19 protein-coding genes are annotated in these 17,259 nt (G+C 69.5%); 6 read left to right on the top strand and 13 right to left on the bottom strand.

All coding sequences use genetic code 11. From position 1 onward, the window contains the following. Window positions 1-17 precede the first annotated feature (17 nt). The gene (gene panC, locus ACSQ3D_RS10375; protein ID WP_436126827.1) at window positions 18-872 is read right to left on the bottom strand and encodes a pantoate--beta-alanine ligase; all 855 of its coding nucleotides are present in this window, start codon (window positions 870-872) and stop codon (window positions 18-20) included. Window positions 873-987: 115 nt separating this feature from the next. Next, a complete protein-coding gene (panB, locus tag ACSQ3D_RS10370; protein ID WP_396503805.1) occupies window positions 988-1,869 on the bottom strand; it encodes a 3-methyl-2-oxobutanoate hydroxymethyltransferase in 882 nt (293 codons plus the stop codon). Between the two features lie 164 nt (window positions 1,870-2,033). Between panB and nadC the strand changes: the two genes are divergently transcribed. The 3 genes from nadC to ACSQ3D_RS10355 all read left to right on the top strand — a co-directional run bounded on the left by nadC (window position 2,034) and on the right by ACSQ3D_RS10355 (window position 6,084). After that, on the top strand, window positions 2,034-2,894 hold the full coding sequence (nadC, locus tag ACSQ3D_RS10365) for a carboxylating nicotinate-nucleotide diphosphorylase (RefSeq protein ID WP_436126826.1): 861 nt from the start codon (window positions 2,034-2,036) through the stop codon (window positions 2,892-2,894). A gap of 121 nt (window positions 2,895-3,015) precedes the next feature. Beyond that, on the top strand, window positions 3,016-4,140 hold the full coding sequence (gene nadA / locus ACSQ3D_RS10360; protein WP_436126825.1) for a quinolinate synthase NadA: 1,125 nt from the start codon (window positions 3,016-3,018) through the stop codon (window positions 4,138-4,140). A 72-nt stretch (window positions 4,141-4,212) separates the two neighbouring features. After that, on the top strand, window positions 4,213-6,084 hold the full coding sequence (locus ACSQ3D_RS10355; RefSeq protein WP_436126824.1) for a chorismate-binding protein: 1,872 nt from the start codon (window positions 4,213-4,215) through the stop codon (window positions 6,082-6,084). 46 nt (window positions 6,085-6,130) lie between these two features. Here ACSQ3D_RS10355 and ACSQ3D_RS10350 read toward each other — a convergent pair whose 3' ends face one another. Further along, window positions 6,131-6,490: a 5-carboxymethyl-2-hydroxymuconate Delta-isomerase gene (locus tag ACSQ3D_RS10350; RefSeq protein ID WP_056418377.1), complete on the bottom strand. Its 360-nt coding sequence runs from the start codon at window positions 6,488-6,490 to the stop codon at window positions 6,131-6,133. A 380-nt stretch (window positions 6,491-6,870) separates the two neighbouring features. On the opposite strand from ACSQ3D_RS10350, the gene ACSQ3D_RS10345 reads away from it, so the two are divergent. After that, the gene (locus ACSQ3D_RS10345) at window positions 6,871-7,629 is read left to right on the top strand and encodes a carbonic anhydrase (RefSeq protein ID WP_056418084.1); all 759 of its coding nucleotides are present in this window, start codon (window positions 6,871-6,873) and stop codon (window positions 7,627-7,629) included. Between the two features lie 43 nt (window positions 7,630-7,672). On the opposite strand, the gene bioF is transcribed toward ACSQ3D_RS10345, so the two are convergent. The 9 genes from bioF to ACSQ3D_RS10300 form a co-directional block, all read right to left on the bottom strand. Continuing rightward, window positions 7,673-8,905 (bottom strand): 8-amino-7-oxononanoate synthase, encoded by a 1,233-nt coding sequence (gene bioF / locus ACSQ3D_RS10340; protein WP_436126823.1) that lies wholly within the window; start codon window positions 8,903-8,905, stop codon window positions 7,673-7,675. After that, window positions 8,896-9,567, bottom strand: coding sequence for a dethiobiotin synthase (bioD, locus tag ACSQ3D_RS10335; RefSeq protein WP_396503797.1), 672 nt, complete (start codon window positions 9,565-9,567; stop codon window positions 8,896-8,898). Before bioD ends, bioF begins: the two co-directional genes overlap by 10 nt. Then, window positions 9,568-10,905 carry an adenosylmethionine--8-amino-7-oxononanoate transaminase gene (gene bioA, locus ACSQ3D_RS10330; protein ID WP_436126822.1) on the bottom strand — a complete coding sequence of 446 codons (1,338 nt, stop codon included), beginning with the start codon at window positions 10,903-10,905 and terminating at the stop codon, window positions 9,568-9,570. 120 nt (window positions 10,906-11,025) lie between these two features. After that, window positions 11,026-11,406, bottom strand: coding sequence for an aspartate 1-decarboxylase (gene panD / locus ACSQ3D_RS10325; RefSeq protein ID WP_436126821.1), 381 nt, complete (start codon window positions 11,404-11,406; stop codon window positions 11,026-11,028). Window positions 11,407-11,457: 51 nt separating this feature from the next. Further along, window positions 11,458-11,832: a 6-carboxytetrahydropterin synthase gene (locus ACSQ3D_RS10320; RefSeq protein WP_056418092.1), complete on the bottom strand. Its 375-nt coding sequence runs from the start codon at window positions 11,830-11,832 to the stop codon at window positions 11,458-11,460. Between the two features lie 22 nt (window positions 11,833-11,854). After that, window positions 11,855-12,490 carry a 7-carboxy-7-deazaguanine synthase gene (queE, locus tag ACSQ3D_RS10315; protein WP_436126820.1) on the bottom strand — a complete coding sequence of 212 codons (636 nt, stop codon included), beginning with the start codon at window positions 12,488-12,490 and terminating at the stop codon, window positions 11,855-11,857. Next, window positions 12,487-14,097 (bottom strand): L-aspartate oxidase, encoded by a 1,611-nt coding sequence (gene nadB, locus ACSQ3D_RS10310; RefSeq protein WP_436126819.1) that lies wholly within the window; start codon window positions 14,095-14,097, stop codon window positions 12,487-12,489. Before nadB ends, queE begins: the two co-directional genes overlap by 4 nt. Before the next feature lie 137 nt (window positions 14,098-14,234). Next, the gene (locus tag ACSQ3D_RS10305; RefSeq protein ID WP_056418102.1) at window positions 14,235-15,077 is read right to left on the bottom strand and encodes a segregation and condensation protein A; all 843 of its coding nucleotides are present in this window, start codon (window positions 15,075-15,077) and stop codon (window positions 14,235-14,237) included. A gap of 86 nt (window positions 15,078-15,163) precedes the next feature. Continuing rightward, window positions 15,164-15,370: a DUF3460 family protein gene (locus ACSQ3D_RS10300; RefSeq protein WP_056418107.1), complete on the bottom strand. Its 207-nt coding sequence runs from the start codon at window positions 15,368-15,370 to the stop codon at window positions 15,164-15,166. Between the two features lie 92 nt (window positions 15,371-15,462). Here ACSQ3D_RS10300 and ACSQ3D_RS10295 point away from each other — a divergent pair, with 92 nt between their 5' ends. Both ACSQ3D_RS10295 and ACSQ3D_RS10290 read left to right on the top strand, forming a co-directional pair. Next, on the top strand, window positions 15,463-15,975 hold the full coding sequence (locus tag ACSQ3D_RS10295; RefSeq protein WP_436126818.1) for an outer membrane protein assembly factor BamE: 513 nt from the start codon (window positions 15,463-15,465) through the stop codon (window positions 15,973-15,975). A 112-nt stretch (window positions 15,976-16,087) separates the two neighbouring features. Further along, window positions 16,088-16,753, top strand: coding sequence for a YitT family protein (locus ACSQ3D_RS10290; RefSeq protein WP_056418113.1), 666 nt, complete (start codon window positions 16,088-16,090; stop codon window positions 16,751-16,753). Between the two features lie 48 nt (window positions 16,754-16,801). Here ACSQ3D_RS10290 and ACSQ3D_RS10285 read toward each other — a convergent pair whose 3' ends face one another. Beyond that, the gene (locus ACSQ3D_RS10285; RefSeq protein WP_436126817.1) at window positions 16,802-17,227 is read right to left on the bottom strand and encodes a hypothetical protein; all 426 of its coding nucleotides are present in this window, start codon (window positions 17,225-17,227) and stop codon (window positions 16,802-16,804) included. Window positions 17,228-17,259: the final 32 nt, after the last annotated feature.

Genomic DNA, 17,259 nt, shown 5'->3' with positions numbered 1-17,259 from the left:
CTATCAATAGCAGAGCATCAGAACTCCAGGTTGTCGATGAGCCGCGTGGTGCCCAGGCGCGCCGCACCCAGCGCCACCAGTGTGCCCGGCGCGTCCTCGGCCGTGGGTGCCAGCAGATCCACCCGGCGGCGCACCGTCAGGTAGTCGGGCTGCCAGCCGCGTGCGCGCAGGGCGTCCAGGGCCTGCTGCTCCCACGCTGCGGCGTGCTGCGGGTCAGGGGCCGCGGCGCCGCGCCAGCGCTGTGCCAGTTGCTGCAGCGCCTGCGACAGCGCCACGGCTTCCTGGCGCTCCTGCAGTCCCAGGTAGCCATTGCGCGAGCTCAGGGCCAGCCCGTCGGCGGCGCGGAATGTCTCGCCCGCCACGACCTCGATGGGCAGCGCGAACTGCCGCACCATGTGGCGGATGACCATGAGCTGCTGGTAGTCCTTCTTGCCGAACACGGCCGTGCCGCCCGTGGCGCCCAGCACGCAGGCAAACAGCTTCATCACCACCGTGCTCACGCCCACGAAGAAGCCGGGTCGAAAGTGCCCCTCCAGCATGTCGGCCAGCAGCGGGTCGGGGTGCACCTTGAAGACCTGGGGCTCGGGGTACAGGTCGGCCTCGCGCGGTGCAAACAGCACATCGCAGCCGGCGGCCTGCAGCTGCGCGCAGTCGGCCTCCCAGGTGCGCGGGTAGCTGTCGAAATCCTCGTGCGGCAAGAATTGCAGGCGGTTCACGAAGATGCTGGCCACCGTCACGTCGCCCAGGGGTTTGGCCTGGTGCACCAGGGCGATGTGTCCGTCGTGCAGATTGCCCATGGTGGGCACGAAGGCGGGGCGACGGTACGGGGCCAGGGCCTGGCGCAGGTCGGCAACGGAGCGGGCGATGAGCATGGTGAAGAGGCCGTGCGGCGATGAAGAAAAAAGGCAGGGATTGGCGAACGCGCTTGCGTGCGTGGGCAACGGGGGCAATCGGCAATCGGCGCTGGGTGTGGATCGACGCCTGGCGCTACCACGCGTGCAGTGCGTTGTCCGGAAACCGCCCCTGCTTGACGGCCTGCACGTACGCCTCCATGGCGCCGCGCACGCTGCCTGCGTCCTGCATGAAGTCGTGCACGAACCGGGGCATCTTTCCCAGGTTCATGCCCAGCATGTCGTGCAGCACCAGCACCTGGCCCGCGGTGCCGTTGCCCGCACCGATGCCGATGGTGTGGCAGTGCGGCAGCTCCGCCGTGATGTCGGCCGCCAGCGCGGCGGGCACCATCTCCAGCACCAGCATGGCCGCACCGGCGTCCTCCAGTTCGTGCGCTTCCTGGCGCAGCGTGCGCGCCGCACCGTCCGTCCTGCCCTGCACGCGGTAGCCGCCCAGGGCGTGCACGGTCTGCGGCGTCAGGCCCAGGTGGGCGCACACGGGGATGCCGCGCTGCACCAGAAACTCCACCGTGGGTGCGGTCCAGCCACCGCCTTCCAGCTTGACCATGTGCGCGCCGGCCTGCATCAGCGCGCAGGCGCTGCGCAGGGCTTGCTCGCGGCTTTCGGCGTAGGTGCCGTAGGGCAGGTCCGCTATCAGCCAGGCCGTGGCCTGCACGCGGTGCAGCCCCCGCGCCACGCTGGCCGTGTGGTAGACCATGGTGTCCAGCGCCACGCCCACGGTGCTAGGCAGCCCCTGGCAGACCATGCCCAGCGAGTCGCCCACCAGGATGCACTCCACGCCCGCCGCATCGGCCACGGCGGCGAACGTGGCGTCGTAGGCCGTCAGCATCGTGATCTTCTCGCCAGCGTCCCGCATCTGCGCCAGTCGCGGCAGGCTTACGGGCCTGCGCTGAGGCAGGGGCGACGCAGGCGGCAGGGTGCCGTAGGGCGTGGCAGACGCGGTGCTGGTGGCAGTCATGGGGCTCGCAGTGGCAAAAATTGCCGCGAGTCTATGCGACCAATCATGGGTGTACTTATGGGTTGGGGCGCAGGGCGGCAGGGGCCCTTTCGGGTGCAGTGGCCTTTGCGTTCCCGGTATGCTCGCGGCCCATGACAGCAGCGTTACACCCCGCCGACACCACCATGAGCGACAACGATGTGAAGGCCCTGGCCCAGGCCGATGTGGCCCGCGCCCTGGCCGAAGACGTGGGCACCGGCGACCTCACGGCCGTGCTCATCGACCCCAGCAGCCGCGCCCGTGCCCGCATCCTGGCGCGTGAGCCCGCCGTGATCTGCGGGGCCCCCTGGGCCGAGGCCGCGCTGCGCGCGCTGGACCCCGGCGTGCAGCTCACCTGGCGCGTGCAGGAGGGCCAGCGCTGCGTGGCCGACCAGATCGTGCTGGAGATCGAAGGCCAGGCCCGCGCGCTGCTCAGCGCCGAGCGCACCGCGCTCAACTTCCTGCAACTGCTCTCGGCCGTGGCCACCAAGACGCGGCACTACGTGGACGTGGTGGCCGGCACCCGCGCGCAGATCGTCGACACCCGCAAGACCCTGCCGGGCCTGCGCCTGGCGCAGAAGTACGCGGTGCGCGTGGGCGGCGGCACCAACCACCGCATCGGCCTGCACGACGCGGTGCTGATCAAGGAAAACCACATCGCCGCGGCCGGCGGCGTGACGGCCGTGCTGCGGGCTGCGCAGGCGGTGGCGGGCCAGGCCCGATTCATCGAGATCGAGGTGGAAACGCTGGACCAGCTGGCCGAGGCCCTGCAGGCCGGCGCGAAGATGGTCCTGCTGGACAACATGCCCCTGCCCACGCTGCAGGAGGCCGTGCGCATCAACGCCGCGCACCCTGGCGGCGGTGCCATCCTCGAGATCTCGGGCGGCGTCACGCTCGAAGGGCTGCGCGCACTGGCCGACACCGGCGTGGACCGCATTTCCATCGGCACGCTGACCAAGGACGTGCAGGCCACCGACTTTTCGATGCGCCTGCAGGACCTGGCCTGAGCCCCTGGCCGCACCCGCCCGGCCGACCCTGCGCTGCGCAGGGTTGCCAGCGCAGGGCGGGCCGGGCCGATATGCTTACCCCTCCACGAAACCAGCCCCAGCCGCTGGTAGCAAGTACCCCATGACCACCATTGCCATCAAGGACGTCGAGTACGAGCAGCCCGCCCCGGGCGCGGACGGCGACGTCTGTTCCACAAAGCACGCCTGGGCGCGCGTGCCGCCCGAGCCCGCGCCGGCCGAGCGCGCGGCGCTCAAGGACCGCATCCGCCGCCTGCTCCAGGAAAAGAACGCGGTCATGGTGTCGCACTATTACGTGCACCCCGACCTGCAGGACCTGGCCGAAGAAACCGGCGGCCTCGTGAGCGACTCGCTGGAGATGGCGCGCTTTGGCCGCGACCACGCGGCGCAGACGCTGGTGGTGAGCGGCGTGCGCTTCATGGGCGAGACGGCCAAGATCCTGAGCCCCGAAAAAACCATCCTGATGCCTGATCTGGACGCGACCTGCTCGCTGGACCTGGGCTGCCCGATCGACGAGTTCAGCGCCTTCTGCGACGCGCACCCCGACCGCACCGTGGTGGTCTACGCCAACACCAGCGCCGCGGTGAAGGCACGCGCCGACTGGCTCGTCACCTCCAGCTGCGCCCTCGACATCGTGGGCGCCCTGAAGGCCGCGGGGCAAAAGATCCTGTGGGCACCCGACCGGCATCTTGGGGCCTACATCCAGCGTGAGACCGGCGCCGACATGGTGTTCTGGAACGGCGCCTGCATCGTGCACGACGAGTTCAAGGCCTTCGAGCTGGAAGCGCTCAAAAAGGAACACCCCCGCGCCAAGGTGCTGGTGCACCCCGAGAGCCCCGCCGACGTGGTGGCGCTGGCCGACGCCGTGGGCTCCACCAGCGCCATCCTCAAGGCTGCGCGGGAGCTGGATGCCACCGAGTTCATCGTGGCCACCGACAACGGCATGATGCACAAGCTGCGCACCCTCAATCCCGGCAAGACCTTCTACGAAGCCCCCACGGCCGGCAACAGCGCCACCTGCAAGAGCTGCGCGCACTGCCCCTGGATGGCGATGAACGGTCTGGCCGACGTGGCCCGCGTGCTGGAGACCGGCGCCAACGCCATCACGGTGGACCCGGCCCTCATCCCGCGCGCCCGCCAGCCCATCGATCGCATGCTGGCCTTCACTGCGGCACTCAAGAACGGGCAGCCCACCCCAGCGCTGGTGCCGCACCTGGGCGCTGCCTGAGGGCGCGGTGGCAATGATGCGCTATTTATTTGATAGCTGCTTGCGCTCATCCATCAAGCGGTAGGGGCGGTTTTGACTGGTATTTCCCGCATCGACTTCACCCAGCCTCAGGATGCCGACAGGCCGCGCCTGCGCCACGCGTTCGGTGTGCCGCGCGAGGTGCTGGTGGCGCGCGACCTGGCCGGTGTGCGCGGTGTGCTCGACGCCGTGCATGCGGCGGCCGCGACAGGGCGTTGGTGCGTGGGGTATGTGCGCTACGAGGCTGCTGCCGCGTTCGATGCGGCGCTGCAGACCCATGCGGCCGATGGCCCGCTGGCGTGGTTTGCGGTGCACGACGCACCCCTGCCGTGGCCTGCCGACGCGGCGGGTGCAGCCCCCCAAGACCCTGCCGAAGTGGCCTGGACCGGCGCCCCGGGCCGCGCCGCCTTCGATGACGCCATGGCGCGCATCCAGCATGCCATCGGCGCGGGCGAGCTGTACCAGGTCAACCACACGGCGCCGCTGACGGGCACGCTGCAGGGCAGCCCCGCCGGGCTGTTTGCAGCGCTGCTGCGGGCGCAGCCCGGCGGCTACGCCGCGCACATCGACGCGGGCGGCGAGCAGGTGCTGTCGGTGTCGCCCGAACTCTTCTTCGACTGGCAGGACGCGCCCGAGGGCGGCAGCATCCTGGCGCGCCCCATGAAGGGCACCGCCCCGCGCGGCGCCACGCCCGAGCAGGATGCGGCCCGTGCCGACCACCTGCGCACGGCCCCCAAGGAGCGCGCCGAGAACGTGATGATCGTGGACCTGCTGCGCAACGACCTGTCGCGCATCGCGCTGCCGCACAGCGTGCAGGTGCCCGCACTGTTCGCCACCCAGGCCTTGCCCACCGTGTGGCAGATGACGTCCGACGTGGTGGCGCGCACGCGGCCCGGCACCACGCTCACCGACGTGTTCGCGGCGCTGTTCCCGTGCGGCTCCGTCACCGGCGCGCCCAAGGTGCGGGCCATGCAGATGATCCATGCGCTCGAAGGCCAGCCCCGGGGCGTGTACTGCGGCGCCGTGGGCGTGGTGCGGCCCGCGGGGCGACTGAGAAAGGCGGGGCCGGGCGGCGCCACCCACGCCGTGGCCGCCACCTTCAACGTGCCGATCCGCACCGTGGTGCTCCACGGGGGGCGCGGACCGGAAGATGGGTGGAGCGCCACCTGCGGCATCGGCAGCGGCATCACCTCGGGCGCGGAAGCTGCCGCAGAATGGCAGGAGTGGCGCCACAAGCGCGCATTCGTGGAGCGCGCGAGCATGCCTTTCGAGATCCTGGAAACACTGGCCCTGAACGACGGCAAGTTCCGCCATGCCGACCTGCACGTGGCGCGCATGGGCCAGGCGGCGGTGCACTTCGGCTATCCGTGGAACGCCCATGCCGTGCGGCAAGAGCTGCAGATCGCGGCGCTGCAGAACTTCAACGGCGCCTGGCGCGTGCGGCTGCTGCTGGCCGCCGACGGCAGTGCGCGCGCCGAAGCCTTTGCCCTGCAGCCCACCGCGGAGCCCGTGCGCCTGCAGTTGGCCGCCACCGCCTTCGAAGCGGCCCACGGCGAGTTCGTGCGGCACAAGACCACCCGCCGCGCGCACTACGCGGCGTATGCGCCCACCACGCCGGGCGTGTTCGACACCGTGCTGTGGAACGAGGCGGGCGAGATCACCGAGAGCACCTTCGGCAACATCGCCGTGCTGCTGGACGGCCAGTGGGTCACCCCGCCCCTGGCCTGCGGCCTGCTGCCTGGCGTGGGGCGGGCCGTGGCGCTGCGCGAAGGGCAGGTGGCCGAAGCCGTGGTGCGCCTGGCCGACTTGCCGCGCGTGCAGGGCTGGGCCTTCATCAACAGCCTGCGCGGCTGGCTGCAGGCGCAGATGGACGCGCCCGGCGCACTGCCGCAGGTGGCCGGACCCGCGGACCGCGAAGCCCGCTGAACGCGGGGCCCGCTGCTGCCGCTGGCACGCGGCGGCTGTCGGAGGGTCAGAGCCGTTCCTTGGCGTAGGAGCCGCGGTCCATGTCCACCACCTCCACGCTCAATTGCACCAGCACGCCGGCAGGCCGGGGCGAGAGTTCGCGCAGCACCGCGGCCACGCGGCCGGAGAGGTCCTTCTTGGCCTCGGGCGAGCGTCCAGCCAGCAGGCGCAGTTGTGCATGCACAAAGGCGCGGTTGGCTGGTGCAGTGCCGATCTCGAAGCTGTCGGCCACCACGAAGCGGGTCTTCAGGTCGGCTTCGTCCTGGATTTCGGGGTGGGCGCACAGCTGGGCGTTCAGGGCCTTGAGCGCCTCGGCTTCGGGGAAGTGCGGCAGGTTGCTGGTGTATTCGACGACGAGATGGGGCATGGTGAAGGGTCCGTTCAGGGGCATGTGCCGCATCGGCAGGCACACAGGGCACAAAGGTTGCGCACCCGGCGCCAGTTTAAGGGGCTGGATGGTGCCGGCGGGGCGGCGTGCCCTCGTGGGGGTGTGGCCCAAGCGCAGCAAGCGCGCCACAAACCACAGATTTCTTATCGCTTCCTTAAGCTCGCCCAGTTCGGGCGCTGTCGTGGCCCGGTACCGACGGTGGTGGCCATTCGTATCATTTGTGTTGCAACTCAGCAGGCAGGTGCGCAGAATATGGCGCGTTCGGCCGCAGAGCAGGCCCTGGCCGGGCGTCGTGTGTTCGGCAAGGGATTGAACGCGCGCAGATCGATGATTGCCTGTTCACCATCCCCCTCCATGCCATGACCCACCCTGCATTCGTCCGACACATCGCCCTGGCCGCCATCGCACTGTGCACCGCTGCCGCGGCCAACGCACAAGGCGCCAACCCGCACTGGGAATACAAAGGCAAACACGGCGCCACCCACTGGGGCGAGCTGGAGGCGGGCTTCGAAGCCTGCGCGCGCGGCGCGGCGCAAAGCCCGGTGAACATCCGCAAGACCGTGAAGGAAGCGCTGCCCGCGCTCGACTTCCAGTACACGCCCGCCGCCCCCACGCTGCTCAACAACGGCCACACGGTGCAGGTCAACATGCCCGCCGGCAGCAAGCTGGTGGTGGACGGCAAGCCGATGGAGCTGCTGCAGTTTCACTTCCACACGCCCAGCGAAGAAGCCATTGGCGGCAAACGCGCGGCCATGGTGGCGCACTTCGTGCACAAGGCCGAAGACGGCACGCTGGGCGTGGTGGCCGTGCTGATCCAGCCCGGCAAGGCCAATGCCGCCTGGGCCCCGATCTTTGCCCACCTGCCCCGTGCGGGCGAGCAGGTCACGGTGAACGGACTCTCCCTCGACGCCAGCAGCCTGCTGCCTGCCAGCAAGGGCTACTACAGCTTTGCCGGGTCGCTGACCACGCCGCCATGCTCCGAAGGCGTGCAGTGGATGGTGCTCAAGGAGCCCGTCAAGCTCAGCCCGCAGCAGATCAATGCGTTCCGCCACATGTACAGCGCCAACGCACGGCCGCTGCAGCCCATCAACAGCCGGGTGATCAAGGAAAGCATCTGAGGACTGCCGAAGGACCGGGGACCCACCCCGATCCTTCGAGCGGCTAGCCCAAACGCTCTGCCGCATGCTGGCGCAACGCGGCCAGCAGGTCTTCCACATCGGCCTCGGTGTGCGCAGCAGACAGTGCGATGCGCAGCCGTGCCGTACCCGCCGGCACCGTGGGTGGCCGAATGGCCGGCACCCACAGGCCCTGCGCGCGCAGGCTGTCCATGGCGGCCAGCGCGGCTTCGTTGCTGCCCACCACCAGTGCCTGCACAGGCGTGTGCGACGGCAGCAGGTGCCAGGCCAGCGGTGGCGGCAGCGCCGCCAGGCCACCGCGCAACTGTGCGATGCGGGCCTGCAGGTGCGCGCGGCGGTCGTCGGCCGCGGCAATCAGCACCAGGCTTTCGCGCAGCGCGCTGGCCAGCAGCGCCGGGGCCGCGGTGGCAAAGATGTAGGTGCGCGTTTTCTGCAGCAGCCATTCAATCAGCGCTGCATCGCCCGCGACGAAGGCGCCGGCCACGCCCGCGGCCTTGCCCAGCGTGGCCATGTAGAGCACGCGGCGCGCGGCATTCGCACCCGTCAAACCCGCCTGCGCCAGGCTGCCGCGCCCCTGGGGCCCCAGCACGCCGAAGCCGTGCGCGTCGTCCAGCAGCAGCAAGGCGTCGTAGCGCTCGCACAGCGCCAGCAGGGCAGGGATGTCGATCAGGTCGCCGTCCATGCTGAACACCGCATCGCTGATCACCAGCTTGCGCCGGGCGGGGCTGGCGGCCAGGGCGGCCTCCAGCGCGGGCAGGTCGGCGTGCGGGTAGCGGTGGATGGTGGCGCGCGACAGGCGGGCGCCGTCGATCAGGCAGGCGTGGTTGAGCGCATCGGAGAACACCGCATCGCCATCGCCCACCAGCGCCGGGATGATGCCCGCGTTGGTGGCGTAGCCCGCGTAGAAGTACAGCGCACGGGGCAGTTGCACGAAGGCGGCCAGGTCGTGCTCCAGCGCGGCGTTGGCGGCGCTGTGGCCGCTGACCAGGGGCGAGCCGCCCGAGCCCACGCCGAAGGTGTGCGTGGCCTCGCGCGCGGCCTGCGCCAGCGCGGGATGGCTGGCCAGGCCCAGGTAGTCGTTGCTGCAGAACGCCAGCATGGGCTGGCCGTCCACCAGCAGGCGTGCGCCGCCTGCCGGCTCCACCACGCGGCGGCGGCGCAGCAGGTGGGCGCGCTCGATGTCGGCCAGGCGGCCCGGGATCTCATCGAGCCACGATGTTGCGGTCGAGCCCGCAGCGGACGTGCCGGTCACAGCCATGCCGGCGGCAGCTCCAGCTGCATGCTGCGTGCCTCGGGCAGGTCCTGGTAGGGCACCTCGGCCAGCAGCGGGGCGCCCAGGCGGGCGCGCAGGTAGGCGATGTTGTCGCCGGCCGCTTCCATGCCGGGGTCCATGCGGTTGGCCACCCAGCCGATGAGCGTGAGGCCGCGCGCGCGGATGGCCTCGGCCGTCAGCAGCGCGTGGTTCAGGCAGCCCAGGCGCAGGCCCACCACCAGCACCACAGGCAGTGCCAGGGCCTGGGCCAGGTCGGCGCCGGTGAGCGTGTCGGACAGCGGCACCAGAAAGCCGCCTGCGCCTTCCACCACCACGGCGTCCGCCTGCGCCGCCAGCGCCTGGTAGCTGCGCACGATGGCCGCGATGTCGATCTCCACGCCGGCCCGCGCCGCCGCGATGTGGGGCGAGAGCGGGTCGGGCAGCAGCACGGGGTTGTCCAGCTCGGGCGCCACGGCCAGGGTGGAGGCCGAGCGCAGTGCGATGGCATCCTCGCTGGCCCAGTCCTCGCCCCAGGGCACCAGGCCCGCGGCCACGGGCTTCATGCCCACCACGTGGCGGTGGTGCGGCGCCAGCGCGTGCAGCAGGCCGGCGGACACCAGCGTCTTGCCGACGCCGGTGTCGGTGCCGGTCACAAAACATCCAATCATTTAAATTTCCTCTTGCAGGGTGGCGTCGAGCGCGTCGAGCGCGCCGCGGGCCAGGCATTGCACGGCCTCGTCGTCGAGCAGATAGGGCGGCATGGCGTACAGGGTCTTGCCGATGGGGCGCAGCACCAGCCCGCGCGCCATGGCGTGCTGGTGGTAGCGGCGGGCAAAGTCGGGCAGCGAAGTGTCCACGTCCCACGCCCAGATCATCCCCTGGCGCCGCGCATGGTGCACGCGTGGGTGGTGGGTGATGGGTGCGCAGGCCGCGTCAAGGCGTTGCGCCAGCGCGGCGTTGGCTTTCAGTGCGTTGAGCTGGCCGAACAATTCCAGCGTGGCCAGCGCCGCGCGGCAGGCCAGCGGATTGCCGGTGTACGAGTGCGAATGCAAAAAGCCGCGCGCCACGTCGTCGTCGTAGAACGCGGCGTACACCGCATCGGTGGTCAGCACGGCCGACAGCGGCAGCGTGCCGCCCGTGAGGCCCTTGGACAGGCAGATGAAGTCCGGCCGGATGCCCGCCTGCTGGTGCGCGAACATCGTGCCCGTGCGGCCAAAGCCCACGGCGATTTCGTCCACCACCAGGTGCACCTCATAGCGGTCGCACAGCTCGCGCGCCCGGCGCAGGTAGTCGGGGCTGTGCATCGCCATGCCGGCGGCGCACTGCACCAGCGGCTCGACGATGAAGGCCGCGGTGGTTGCGTGGTGTTCTGCCAGCCAGCCTTCCAGGCCCGCTGCGGCGCGCTGCGCCACATCGTCAGCGGTCTCGCCAGCGGCGGCGCCGCGCGCATCGGGGCTGGGCACGGTGTCGGCCAGGCGCACCAGCGGCGCGTAGGCCTCGCGGAAGATCGCGATGTCCGTCACGGCCAGCGCGCCCACCGTCTCGCCGTGGTAGCCGCCGGCCAGGCCCACGAAGCGGCTCTTGGCGGGCCGGCCCCGGTTGCGCCAGCAGTGCGCGCTCATCTTCAGTGCGATCTCGGTGGCGGCTGCGCCGTCGCTGCCGTAGAACGCGTGGCCCAGGCCGGTGAGTGCAGCCAGGCGCTCCGACAGCTCCACCACCGGCGCGTGCGTGAAGCCCGCGAGCATCACGTGGTCGAGCCGGCCCAGTTGGTCCACCAGCGCAGCCTTTATGTGCGGGTGGCTGTGGCCGAACAGGTTGACCCACCAGGAGCTGATGCCATCCAGGTAGCGCCGGCCGTCGGTGCCGTACAGCCACGGGCCCTGCGCGCGGGCGATGGCCACGGGCGGCTGGGCCTCGTGCCGCTTCATCTGCGTGCAGGGGTGCCAGACGCTGGCGAGGCTGCGGGCGGCCAGGGTGTCGGGTGGAGGTTGTGGGGTCGCACTCATGCGGATTTGCGCCGGTTCATTGCATTCACAGCCGTTCCGGCTGAGCTTGTCGAAGCCTCGCGCGGCGCTTGGACAGGCTCAGCGTGAACGGGGTCGGGTAAGTTTGCAGACAAAGTGAAATCACAGCGCCTGGGTGGGCACCGCGTGGCGCAGGTCCGTCTGGCGGTTGTTCTCGTCCACGAACACCAGCTGTGGCTGGTGCGTGGCGACTTGGTCTTCATGCACCTGGGCGAAGGCCGCGATGATGATCAGGTCGCCCACCGACGCGCGGCGTGCGGCCGAGCCGTTGACCGAGATCATCCCGCTGCCGCGCTGGCCCTTGATGGCATAGGTGATGAAGCGTTCGCCGTTGTTGATGTTCCAGAGGTGCACCTGCTCGTTCTCGGCGATGTCGGCCGCATCGAGCAGGTCTTCGTCGATGGCGCAGGAGCCCTCGTAGTGCAGCTCGCACTGGGTCACGGCCACGCGGTGGATCTTGGATTTGAGCAGGGTGCGGAACATCGGGCGTCCTGGGTTGGCGTCTGAAAATTGTGGCGGTGCGGGCAGTCTGCGTCAGGCCACGGGCAGGTCCAGCGTGCAGCTGTCGCCCAGCGCGTCGCGCCAGACGCGCACCCGGCTCACGCGTGGCTGCAGGTCTGCGGGCAGGGCCGCTGCGATGAACACGCACAGGTTCTCCAGCGTGGGGGTGCCCAGGCCGGGCACGTCGTCCAGCAGGTGGTGGTCCAGCTGCTCGCGCACCACGGCCAGGCCCTGGCGCAGCAGGCCCAGGTCCAGCACCATGCCGGTGGCGGGGTCGCGCGGGCCGCTCAGCGAAACCTCGGCATGGTAGGTGTGGCCGTGCACGCGGCGGCTGCCTTCGGCCTCGATCTCGCGGCGCAGGGTGTGGGCGGCGTCGAAGAAGAAGCGCTGGGAAATGGTGAACAACATAGGACTGACGGAGAGATTCGGTTCACCGGATGCCGGTGAGCTTGTGGGTCTGCAGGCTCAGGCGCCATGCGGGGTGGGCCATGCAGGCGTCGATGCAGGCGGCGATGTTCTGGCGCTGCAGCAGGCCATCCATGGGCTGCAAGAAGCGATGGCTGAACTGGGTGTCACGCTCCAGCGCCTGCAGGTCGAACCCGGGCTGGGGCCACACGAGCTTGAGCTCCTGCCCGCTGCGCTGCACGAAGGGCGCGCCCGCCTTGGGGCTGATGCACAGCCAGTCGATGCCGTCCGGCGCCTTCACCGTGCCGTTGCTCTCCACGGCGATGCGGAACTGCTGCGCATGCAGCGCGTCGATGAGGGCGGCGTCCACCTGCAGCAGGGGCTCGCCGCCGGTCAGCACCACCAGGCGGTGGCCCGCGCCCGCAGGCCACTGCGCGGCGATGGTCTCGGCCAGCCGCTCGGCGGTGTCGAACTTGCCGCCCAGCGTGCCGTCGGTGCCCACGAAGTCGGTGTCGCAGAACTGGCAGACGGCCTGCGCGCGGTCCTGCTCGCGGCCGGTCCAGAGGTTGCAGCCCGCAAAGCGGCAGAACACGGCGGGCGTGCCCGCCTGGCCGCCTTCGCCCTGCAGGGTGTAGAAGATTTCCTTGACGCTGTAGGTCATGGCCGCAGGCTCGGTTTTTCGGCGGTGCGTTTGACCACGGGGGGAACGAGAATGGTGGGCGCAGCGGGAGCGGCCAGCTCGGGGTAGTCGCGGCTGAAGTGCAGGCCCCGGCTTTCGCGGCGCATCTGCGCGCTCTGCACGATGAGGTCGGCCACCTGCACCAAATTGCGCAGCTCCAGCAGGTCGCGCGTGACGTGGAAGTTCGCGTAGAACTCGTTGATCTCGCCCTGCAGCGTGGCGATGCGGTGCGCCGCGCGCTCCAGGCGCTTGTTGGTGCGCACGATGCCCACGTAGTCCCACATGAAGCGGCGCAGCTCGTCCCAGTTGTGCGAGATGACCACGCACTCGTCGGCGTCGGTCACGCGGCTGTCGTCCCAGGCGGGCAGGGCGGGCAGGTCTGCCGCGGGCGCTGCGGCAATGGCCTGGGCAGCGGCGCGCGCGAACACCATGCATTCGAGCAGCGAGTTGCTGGCCAGCCGGTTGGCGCCGTGCAGGCCGGTGCAGGCCACCTCGCCCACCGCAAGGAGGCCCGGCAGGTCGGTGCGGCCCGCCAGGTCGGTCAGCACGCCGCCGCAGGTGAAGTGCGCGGTGGGCACCACGGGAATGGGCTCTTTGGTGATGTCGATGCCCAGCGCCGCGCAGTGCGCGAGGATGTTCGGAAAGTGCTCCTGCAAAAACGCCGGGCTCTGGTGCGAGATATCGAGGTGCACGCAGTCCAGGCCGTGTTTCTTCATCTCGAAGTCGATGGCGCGGGCCACCACGTCGCGCGGGGCCAGCTCGGCGCGCGGGTCGTGGTCGGGCATGAAGCGGGTGCCATCGGGGAGTTTGAGCTGGCCGCCCTCGCCGCGCACGGCCTCGCTGATGAGGAAGGACTTTTCGTGCGGGTGGTACAGCCCCGTGGGGTGGAACTGGATGAACTCCATGTTGGCCACGCGGCAGCCGGCGCGCCACGCGGCGGCAATGCCGTCGCCCGTGGCGGTGTCGGGGTTGGTGGTGTACAGGTACACCTTGCCCGCGCCGCCCGTGGCCAGGATGGTCTGCGGCGCGCGGAAGGTCACGACGGAGTCGGTGGCGTCGTCCAGCGCATACAGGCCCAGGCACCGGTGGCCGGGCAATCCCAGCTTGTGCGTGGTGATCAGGTCCACCAGCGTGTGGTGCTCGAACACGGTGATACCGGGCGTGGCGCGCACCACGTCCATCAGCGTGCGCTGCACGGCCGCGCCGGTGGCGTCGGTCACGTGGGCGATGCGCCGGGCGCTGTGGCCGCCTTCGCGGGTCAGGTGCAGCTGGTCGCCTTCGAGCGTGAAGGGCACGCCCAGCTCGCGCAGCCAGGCGATCGATGCGGGCGCGTTCTCCACCACGAAGCGCGTCGTGGCCAGGTCGCACAGGCCAGCGCCTGCGACCAGCGTGTCCTCGATGTGCGCCGCAAAGCTGTCGTCATCGGCCAGCACGGCGGCAATGCCGCCCTGCGCCCAGCCGCTGGAGCCATCCTGCAGCGCGCGCTTGGTGATCACCGCCACGCGGTGCGTAGGCGCCAGGTGCAGCGCGGCAGAAAGGCCGGCCAGGCCGCTGCCTACGATGAGGACGTCGAAGTCGTGGGATGCCATATGGGGTCCGTAGTTGCCGTTGGAACCGGCGCTGCTTCAGGCCAGTGCCACCGTGGAACTGGCTTCGCCAGGCCGCCGGTGGCGTCCCCCTCCCGCGCAGCGAGAAAGGGGGAAGCGGCGCAGCCGCTCAGGGGGTGTCATGCCGGTACATAGGCCAGGCGCACGTAGATCGGCGCGAAGGCTTCGGCCTGCGTGATCTCGATCAGCGTCTCCTTGGCCAGCTCCAGCAGCGCGATGAAGGTCACGACCAGCACGGTGCTGCCGTTCTCGGGCTCGAAGAGTTCTTCGAACTCGACGAACCGGCGGCCCTGCAGGGTCTTGAGCACCATGCTCATGTACTCGCGCACCGACAGCTCCTCGCGCGTGATCTTGTGGTGCTGCACGAGCTTGGCGCGCTTCAAGATGTCGCGCCACGCGTCCTGCAGCTCCACCACGTGCACGTCCGGAAAGCGCGGCTGCAGGCTTTGTTCGATGTAGACCTGCGCCTTCAGGAAGTCGCGGCCGTACTGCGGCAGCTGCCCCAGGCGGGCGGCGGCCATTTTCATCTGCTCGTACTCGAGCAGGCGGCGCACCAGCTCGGCGCGCGGGTCCTCGGGCTCCTCGCTGCCTTCCTGCTTCTTGGGCGGCAGCAGCATGCGCGACTTGATCTCGATCAGCATCGCCGCCATCAGCAGGTATTCGGCCGCCAGCTCCAGGTTGCGGCTGCGGATCTCGTCCACATACGCCAGGTATTGCTTGGTGACCCCCACCATGGGGATGTCGAGGATGTTGAAGTTCTGCTTTCTGATCAGGTACAGCAGCAGGTCCAGCGGGCCTTCGAAGGCCTCGAGGAAGACCTCCAGCGCGTCGGGCGGGATGTACAGGTCGGTGGGCAGCGCGAACAGCGGCTCGCCGTACAGGCGCGCGAGCGCTACCTGGTCGACCACGTCGGGCATGCTGCCCACGCCGCCTGCGGCATCGGCTTCGCGCGATGGGGTCATGGATTGCTATTGAAAATATAGCTGCCAGCGCTTGTGCACAAAGCGGTGGAGGCTATCTGGAGGCCCGATGGGAGCGCCAATGCGGGTCAGTCCGCGTTGGTCTGGTACACGTAGGGCTTCTGGGCGACCTGGCCGTCACGGTATTCCACCCAGATCTTGCGGTCTACCTGCTTGTCCCACAGGAGGGCGCGGCCCGCCTGTTGCTGCTGGTCCAGCGCCGGATGGCTGGTCTTGAGCTGGTTGATGAACTGGGTAGCGTCGGACTGGTAGTCGGGGCGGCGGAAAATGGACATGGACTGTTAACCTCTTTCAGTGGGCGTGTTCTGCACTGCCGTGAGCACGCAGGAGTGCATCGCAAGCCTGCTGATTTTACCGGGACCGACTTATGCCTTTGATATATCGCGCGGCCACGCTGGCCATCGCCGCTTTTTCGCTGCTGGCGCTCACCGCCTGCGACCCCCAGCGCATCAGTGAACTGAAGGAGGGCGTGTCGACCGAAGCCGACGTGCGCGACCGCTTCGGCGCCCCCGACAACGTGTGGGACGAGCCCGGCGGCGCCCGCACCTTCGAGTACAACCGCCAGCCCGCGGGCCAGGTCAACTACATGATCACCCTGGGCCCCGATGGCCGCATGACGGCCCTGCGCCAGGTGCTCACGCCCGAGAACTTCGCCCGTGTGCAACCCGGCCAGCGCATGGACGAAGTCCGCCGCCTGCTGGGCAAGCCCGCCAAGGTCACGCCCTACACGCTGAAAAATGAAACCCACGTCGACTGGCGCTACCTGGAGGGCTCCAACCAGGCCAAGGTGTTCACGGTGGTGCACGGGCCCGACCACGTCGTGCTGCGCACGCAGACGGGCCCCGACCTGGACGCCCCCGAGTTCAAGGGCGGCAAGTAAGTGAGCGGCGCGGCTGTCATGGCGGGGCCACGGCTGGCATGGATGATGCTGGCTGGGTGCTGTCGCTGCCAATGCTGCCGCTGCGACCACAGCCCACCCCTTTGAAGCCCCCATGAACGACGCTCCCCCGCCACCCCACACAGCGCCCGAGGCCGCAGCGCGCGCCGTGCCGCAGCCGCTGCCCTCCCTGCGCCACGGCGCCTTCGAAGACGCCCAGGCCCTGTTCGCCGGCACGCTGTTCGTGGCCATGGCGCTCATGCTGTTCAACCAGGCGGGGCTGCTGGTGGGCGGCACGGCGGGGGCGGCGTTCTTGCTGCACTACGTCACCGGCATCTCGTTCGGCAAGCTGTTCTTCGCGGTCAACCTGCCGTTCTACTGGTTTGCCTGGACCCGCATGGGCCGCGAGTTCACCCTCAAGACCTTTGTCTGCGTGGCCCTGCTGTCGCTGCTGACCGAACTGTTCCCGCATGTGATGCGCGTGGACTACCTGAACCCCCTGTTCGCATCGCTGCTGGGCGGGCTGCTGCTGGGCACGGGCTGCCTGTTCCTCGCACGCCACCGCTCCAGCCTGGGCGGCGCCACCGTGGTGTCGCTGTACCTGCAAAGCCGCTACGGCATGCGCGCCGGCAAGGTGCAGATGATGATCGACGGGACGGTGGTGCTGCTGGCGCTGTTCGTGGTGCCCGCAGACCGGGTGGCGTACTCGGTGCTGGCAGTGCTCGTGATGAGCGGGTTCTTGTGGATCAGCCACCGGCCGGGGCGGTACGCGGGGAGTTGATCGCGGCCGTGTTCGGCGACGCCACGGCGCTTGCCGCAGGCCTTGGCGCTAGCGGGTCTTGGTCATCGGGCACGACAGTACTTGCCTGTCGGGCAGCGGGGAGTTGCTCCAGTCCGGCAGCTCTTTTTTCTGGAACCCTTCCAAGGACTGGTAGCCCGTCACATTCCAGCCGTAGTCGCTGGTACGCGCCGCTTCTATCACCGGGTAGCGGCATTGGCTGCGGCGTTTCTTCAGCCGAAAAACGATTCGTTCCATGGAGCCATGGGCGCTTCTTTCCAGAACTTCGTAATGCGCTGGCGTGCAGGTGCTGAAACTTGAACGCCATTCGAGGGTTTTCGTCCGCACACGCAGCTCCCCTGAGCATGCTCGGCCCGTGCCTTCGAAGTCTCCGGTAAACGCCTTCTCAGACGCTCCTGTTGAGTCAGAAAAAATTCCGAGGACTGCGGAGAAACCGAGAACAACGAGGGTGCGCATGGAGCGGCTTCGGCTCTGCATCTCGGTGCTGC

The organism is Acidovorax sp. LjRoot117 (genome assembly GCF_964252695.1).
GTDB lineage: Bacteria > Pseudomonadota > Gammaproteobacteria > Burkholderiales > Burkholderiaceae_C > Acidovorax.
Note: the sequence above shows the minus strand (reverse complement) of the source record. Positions and strands in the feature narration are given on the sequence as shown.

What these genes read in the sequence shown, in the direction of transcription:
- ACSQ3D_RS10290 (WP_056418113.1), top strand. Translation starts at nt 16,088, where the DNA reads ATGAACGACGCTCCCCCGCCACCCCACACAGCGCCCGAGGCCGCAGCG.
- ACSQ3D_RS10350 (WP_056418377.1), bottom strand. Translation starts at nt 6,490, where the DNA reads ATGCCCCATCTCGTCGTCGAATACACCAGCAACCTGCCGCACTTCCCC.
- ACSQ3D_RS10345 (WP_056418084.1), top strand. Translation starts at nt 6,871, where the DNA reads ATGACCCACCCTGCATTCGTCCGACACATCGCCCTGGCCGCCATCGCA.
- bioD (WP_396503797.1), bottom strand. Translation starts at nt 9,567, where the DNA reads ATGATTGGATGTTTTGTGACCGGCACCGACACCGGCGTCGGCAAGACG.
- nadC (WP_436126826.1), top strand. Translation starts at nt 2,034, where the DNA reads ATGAGCGACAACGATGTGAAGGCCCTGGCCCAGGCCGATGTGGCCCGC.
- panB (WP_396503805.1), bottom strand. Translation starts at nt 1,869, where the DNA reads ATGACTGCCACCAGCACCGCGTCTGCCACGCCCTACGGCACCCTGCCG.
- queE (WP_436126820.1), bottom strand. Translation starts at nt 12,490, where the DNA reads ATGACCTACAGCGTCAAGGAAATCTTCTACACCCTGCAGGGCGAAGGC.
- ACSQ3D_RS10305 (WP_056418102.1), bottom strand. Translation starts at nt 15,077, where the DNA reads ATGACCCCATCGCGCGAAGCCGATGCCGCAGGCGGCGTGGGCAGCATG.
- ACSQ3D_RS10300 (WP_056418107.1), bottom strand. Translation starts at nt 15,370, where the DNA reads ATGTCCATTTTCCGCCGCCCCGACTACCAGTCCGACGCTACCCAGTTC.
- nadB (WP_436126819.1), bottom strand. Translation starts at nt 14,097, where the DNA reads ATGGCATCCCACGACTTCGACGTCCTCATCGTAGGCAGCGGCCTGGCC.
- panD (WP_436126821.1), bottom strand. Translation starts at nt 11,406, where the DNA reads ATGTTCCGCACCCTGCTCAAATCCAAGATCCACCGCGTGGCCGTGACC.
- ACSQ3D_RS10320 (WP_056418092.1), bottom strand. Translation starts at nt 11,832, where the DNA reads ATGTTGTTCACCATTTCCCAGCGCTTCTTCTTCGACGCCGCCCACACC.
- nadA (WP_436126825.1), top strand. Translation starts at nt 3,016, where the DNA reads ATGACCACCATTGCCATCAAGGACGTCGAGTACGAGCAGCCCGCCCCG.
- bioF (WP_436126823.1), bottom strand. Translation starts at nt 8,905, where the DNA reads ATGGCTGTGACCGGCACGTCCGCTGCGGGCTCGACCGCAACATCGTGG.
- bioA (WP_436126822.1), bottom strand. Translation starts at nt 10,905, where the DNA reads ATGAGTGCGACCCCACAACCTCCACCCGACACCCTGGCCGCCCGCAGC.
- ACSQ3D_RS10295 (WP_436126818.1), top strand. Translation starts at nt 15,463, where the DNA reads ATGCCTTTGATATATCGCGCGGCCACGCTGGCCATCGCCGCTTTTTCG.
- ACSQ3D_RS10285 (WP_436126817.1), bottom strand. Translation starts at nt 17,227, where the DNA reads ATGCGCACCCTCGTTGTTCTCGGTTTCTCCGCAGTCCTCGGAATTTTT.
- panC (WP_436126827.1), bottom strand. Translation starts at nt 872, where the DNA reads ATGCTCATCGCCCGCTCCGTTGCCGACCTGCGCCAGGCCCTGGCCCCG.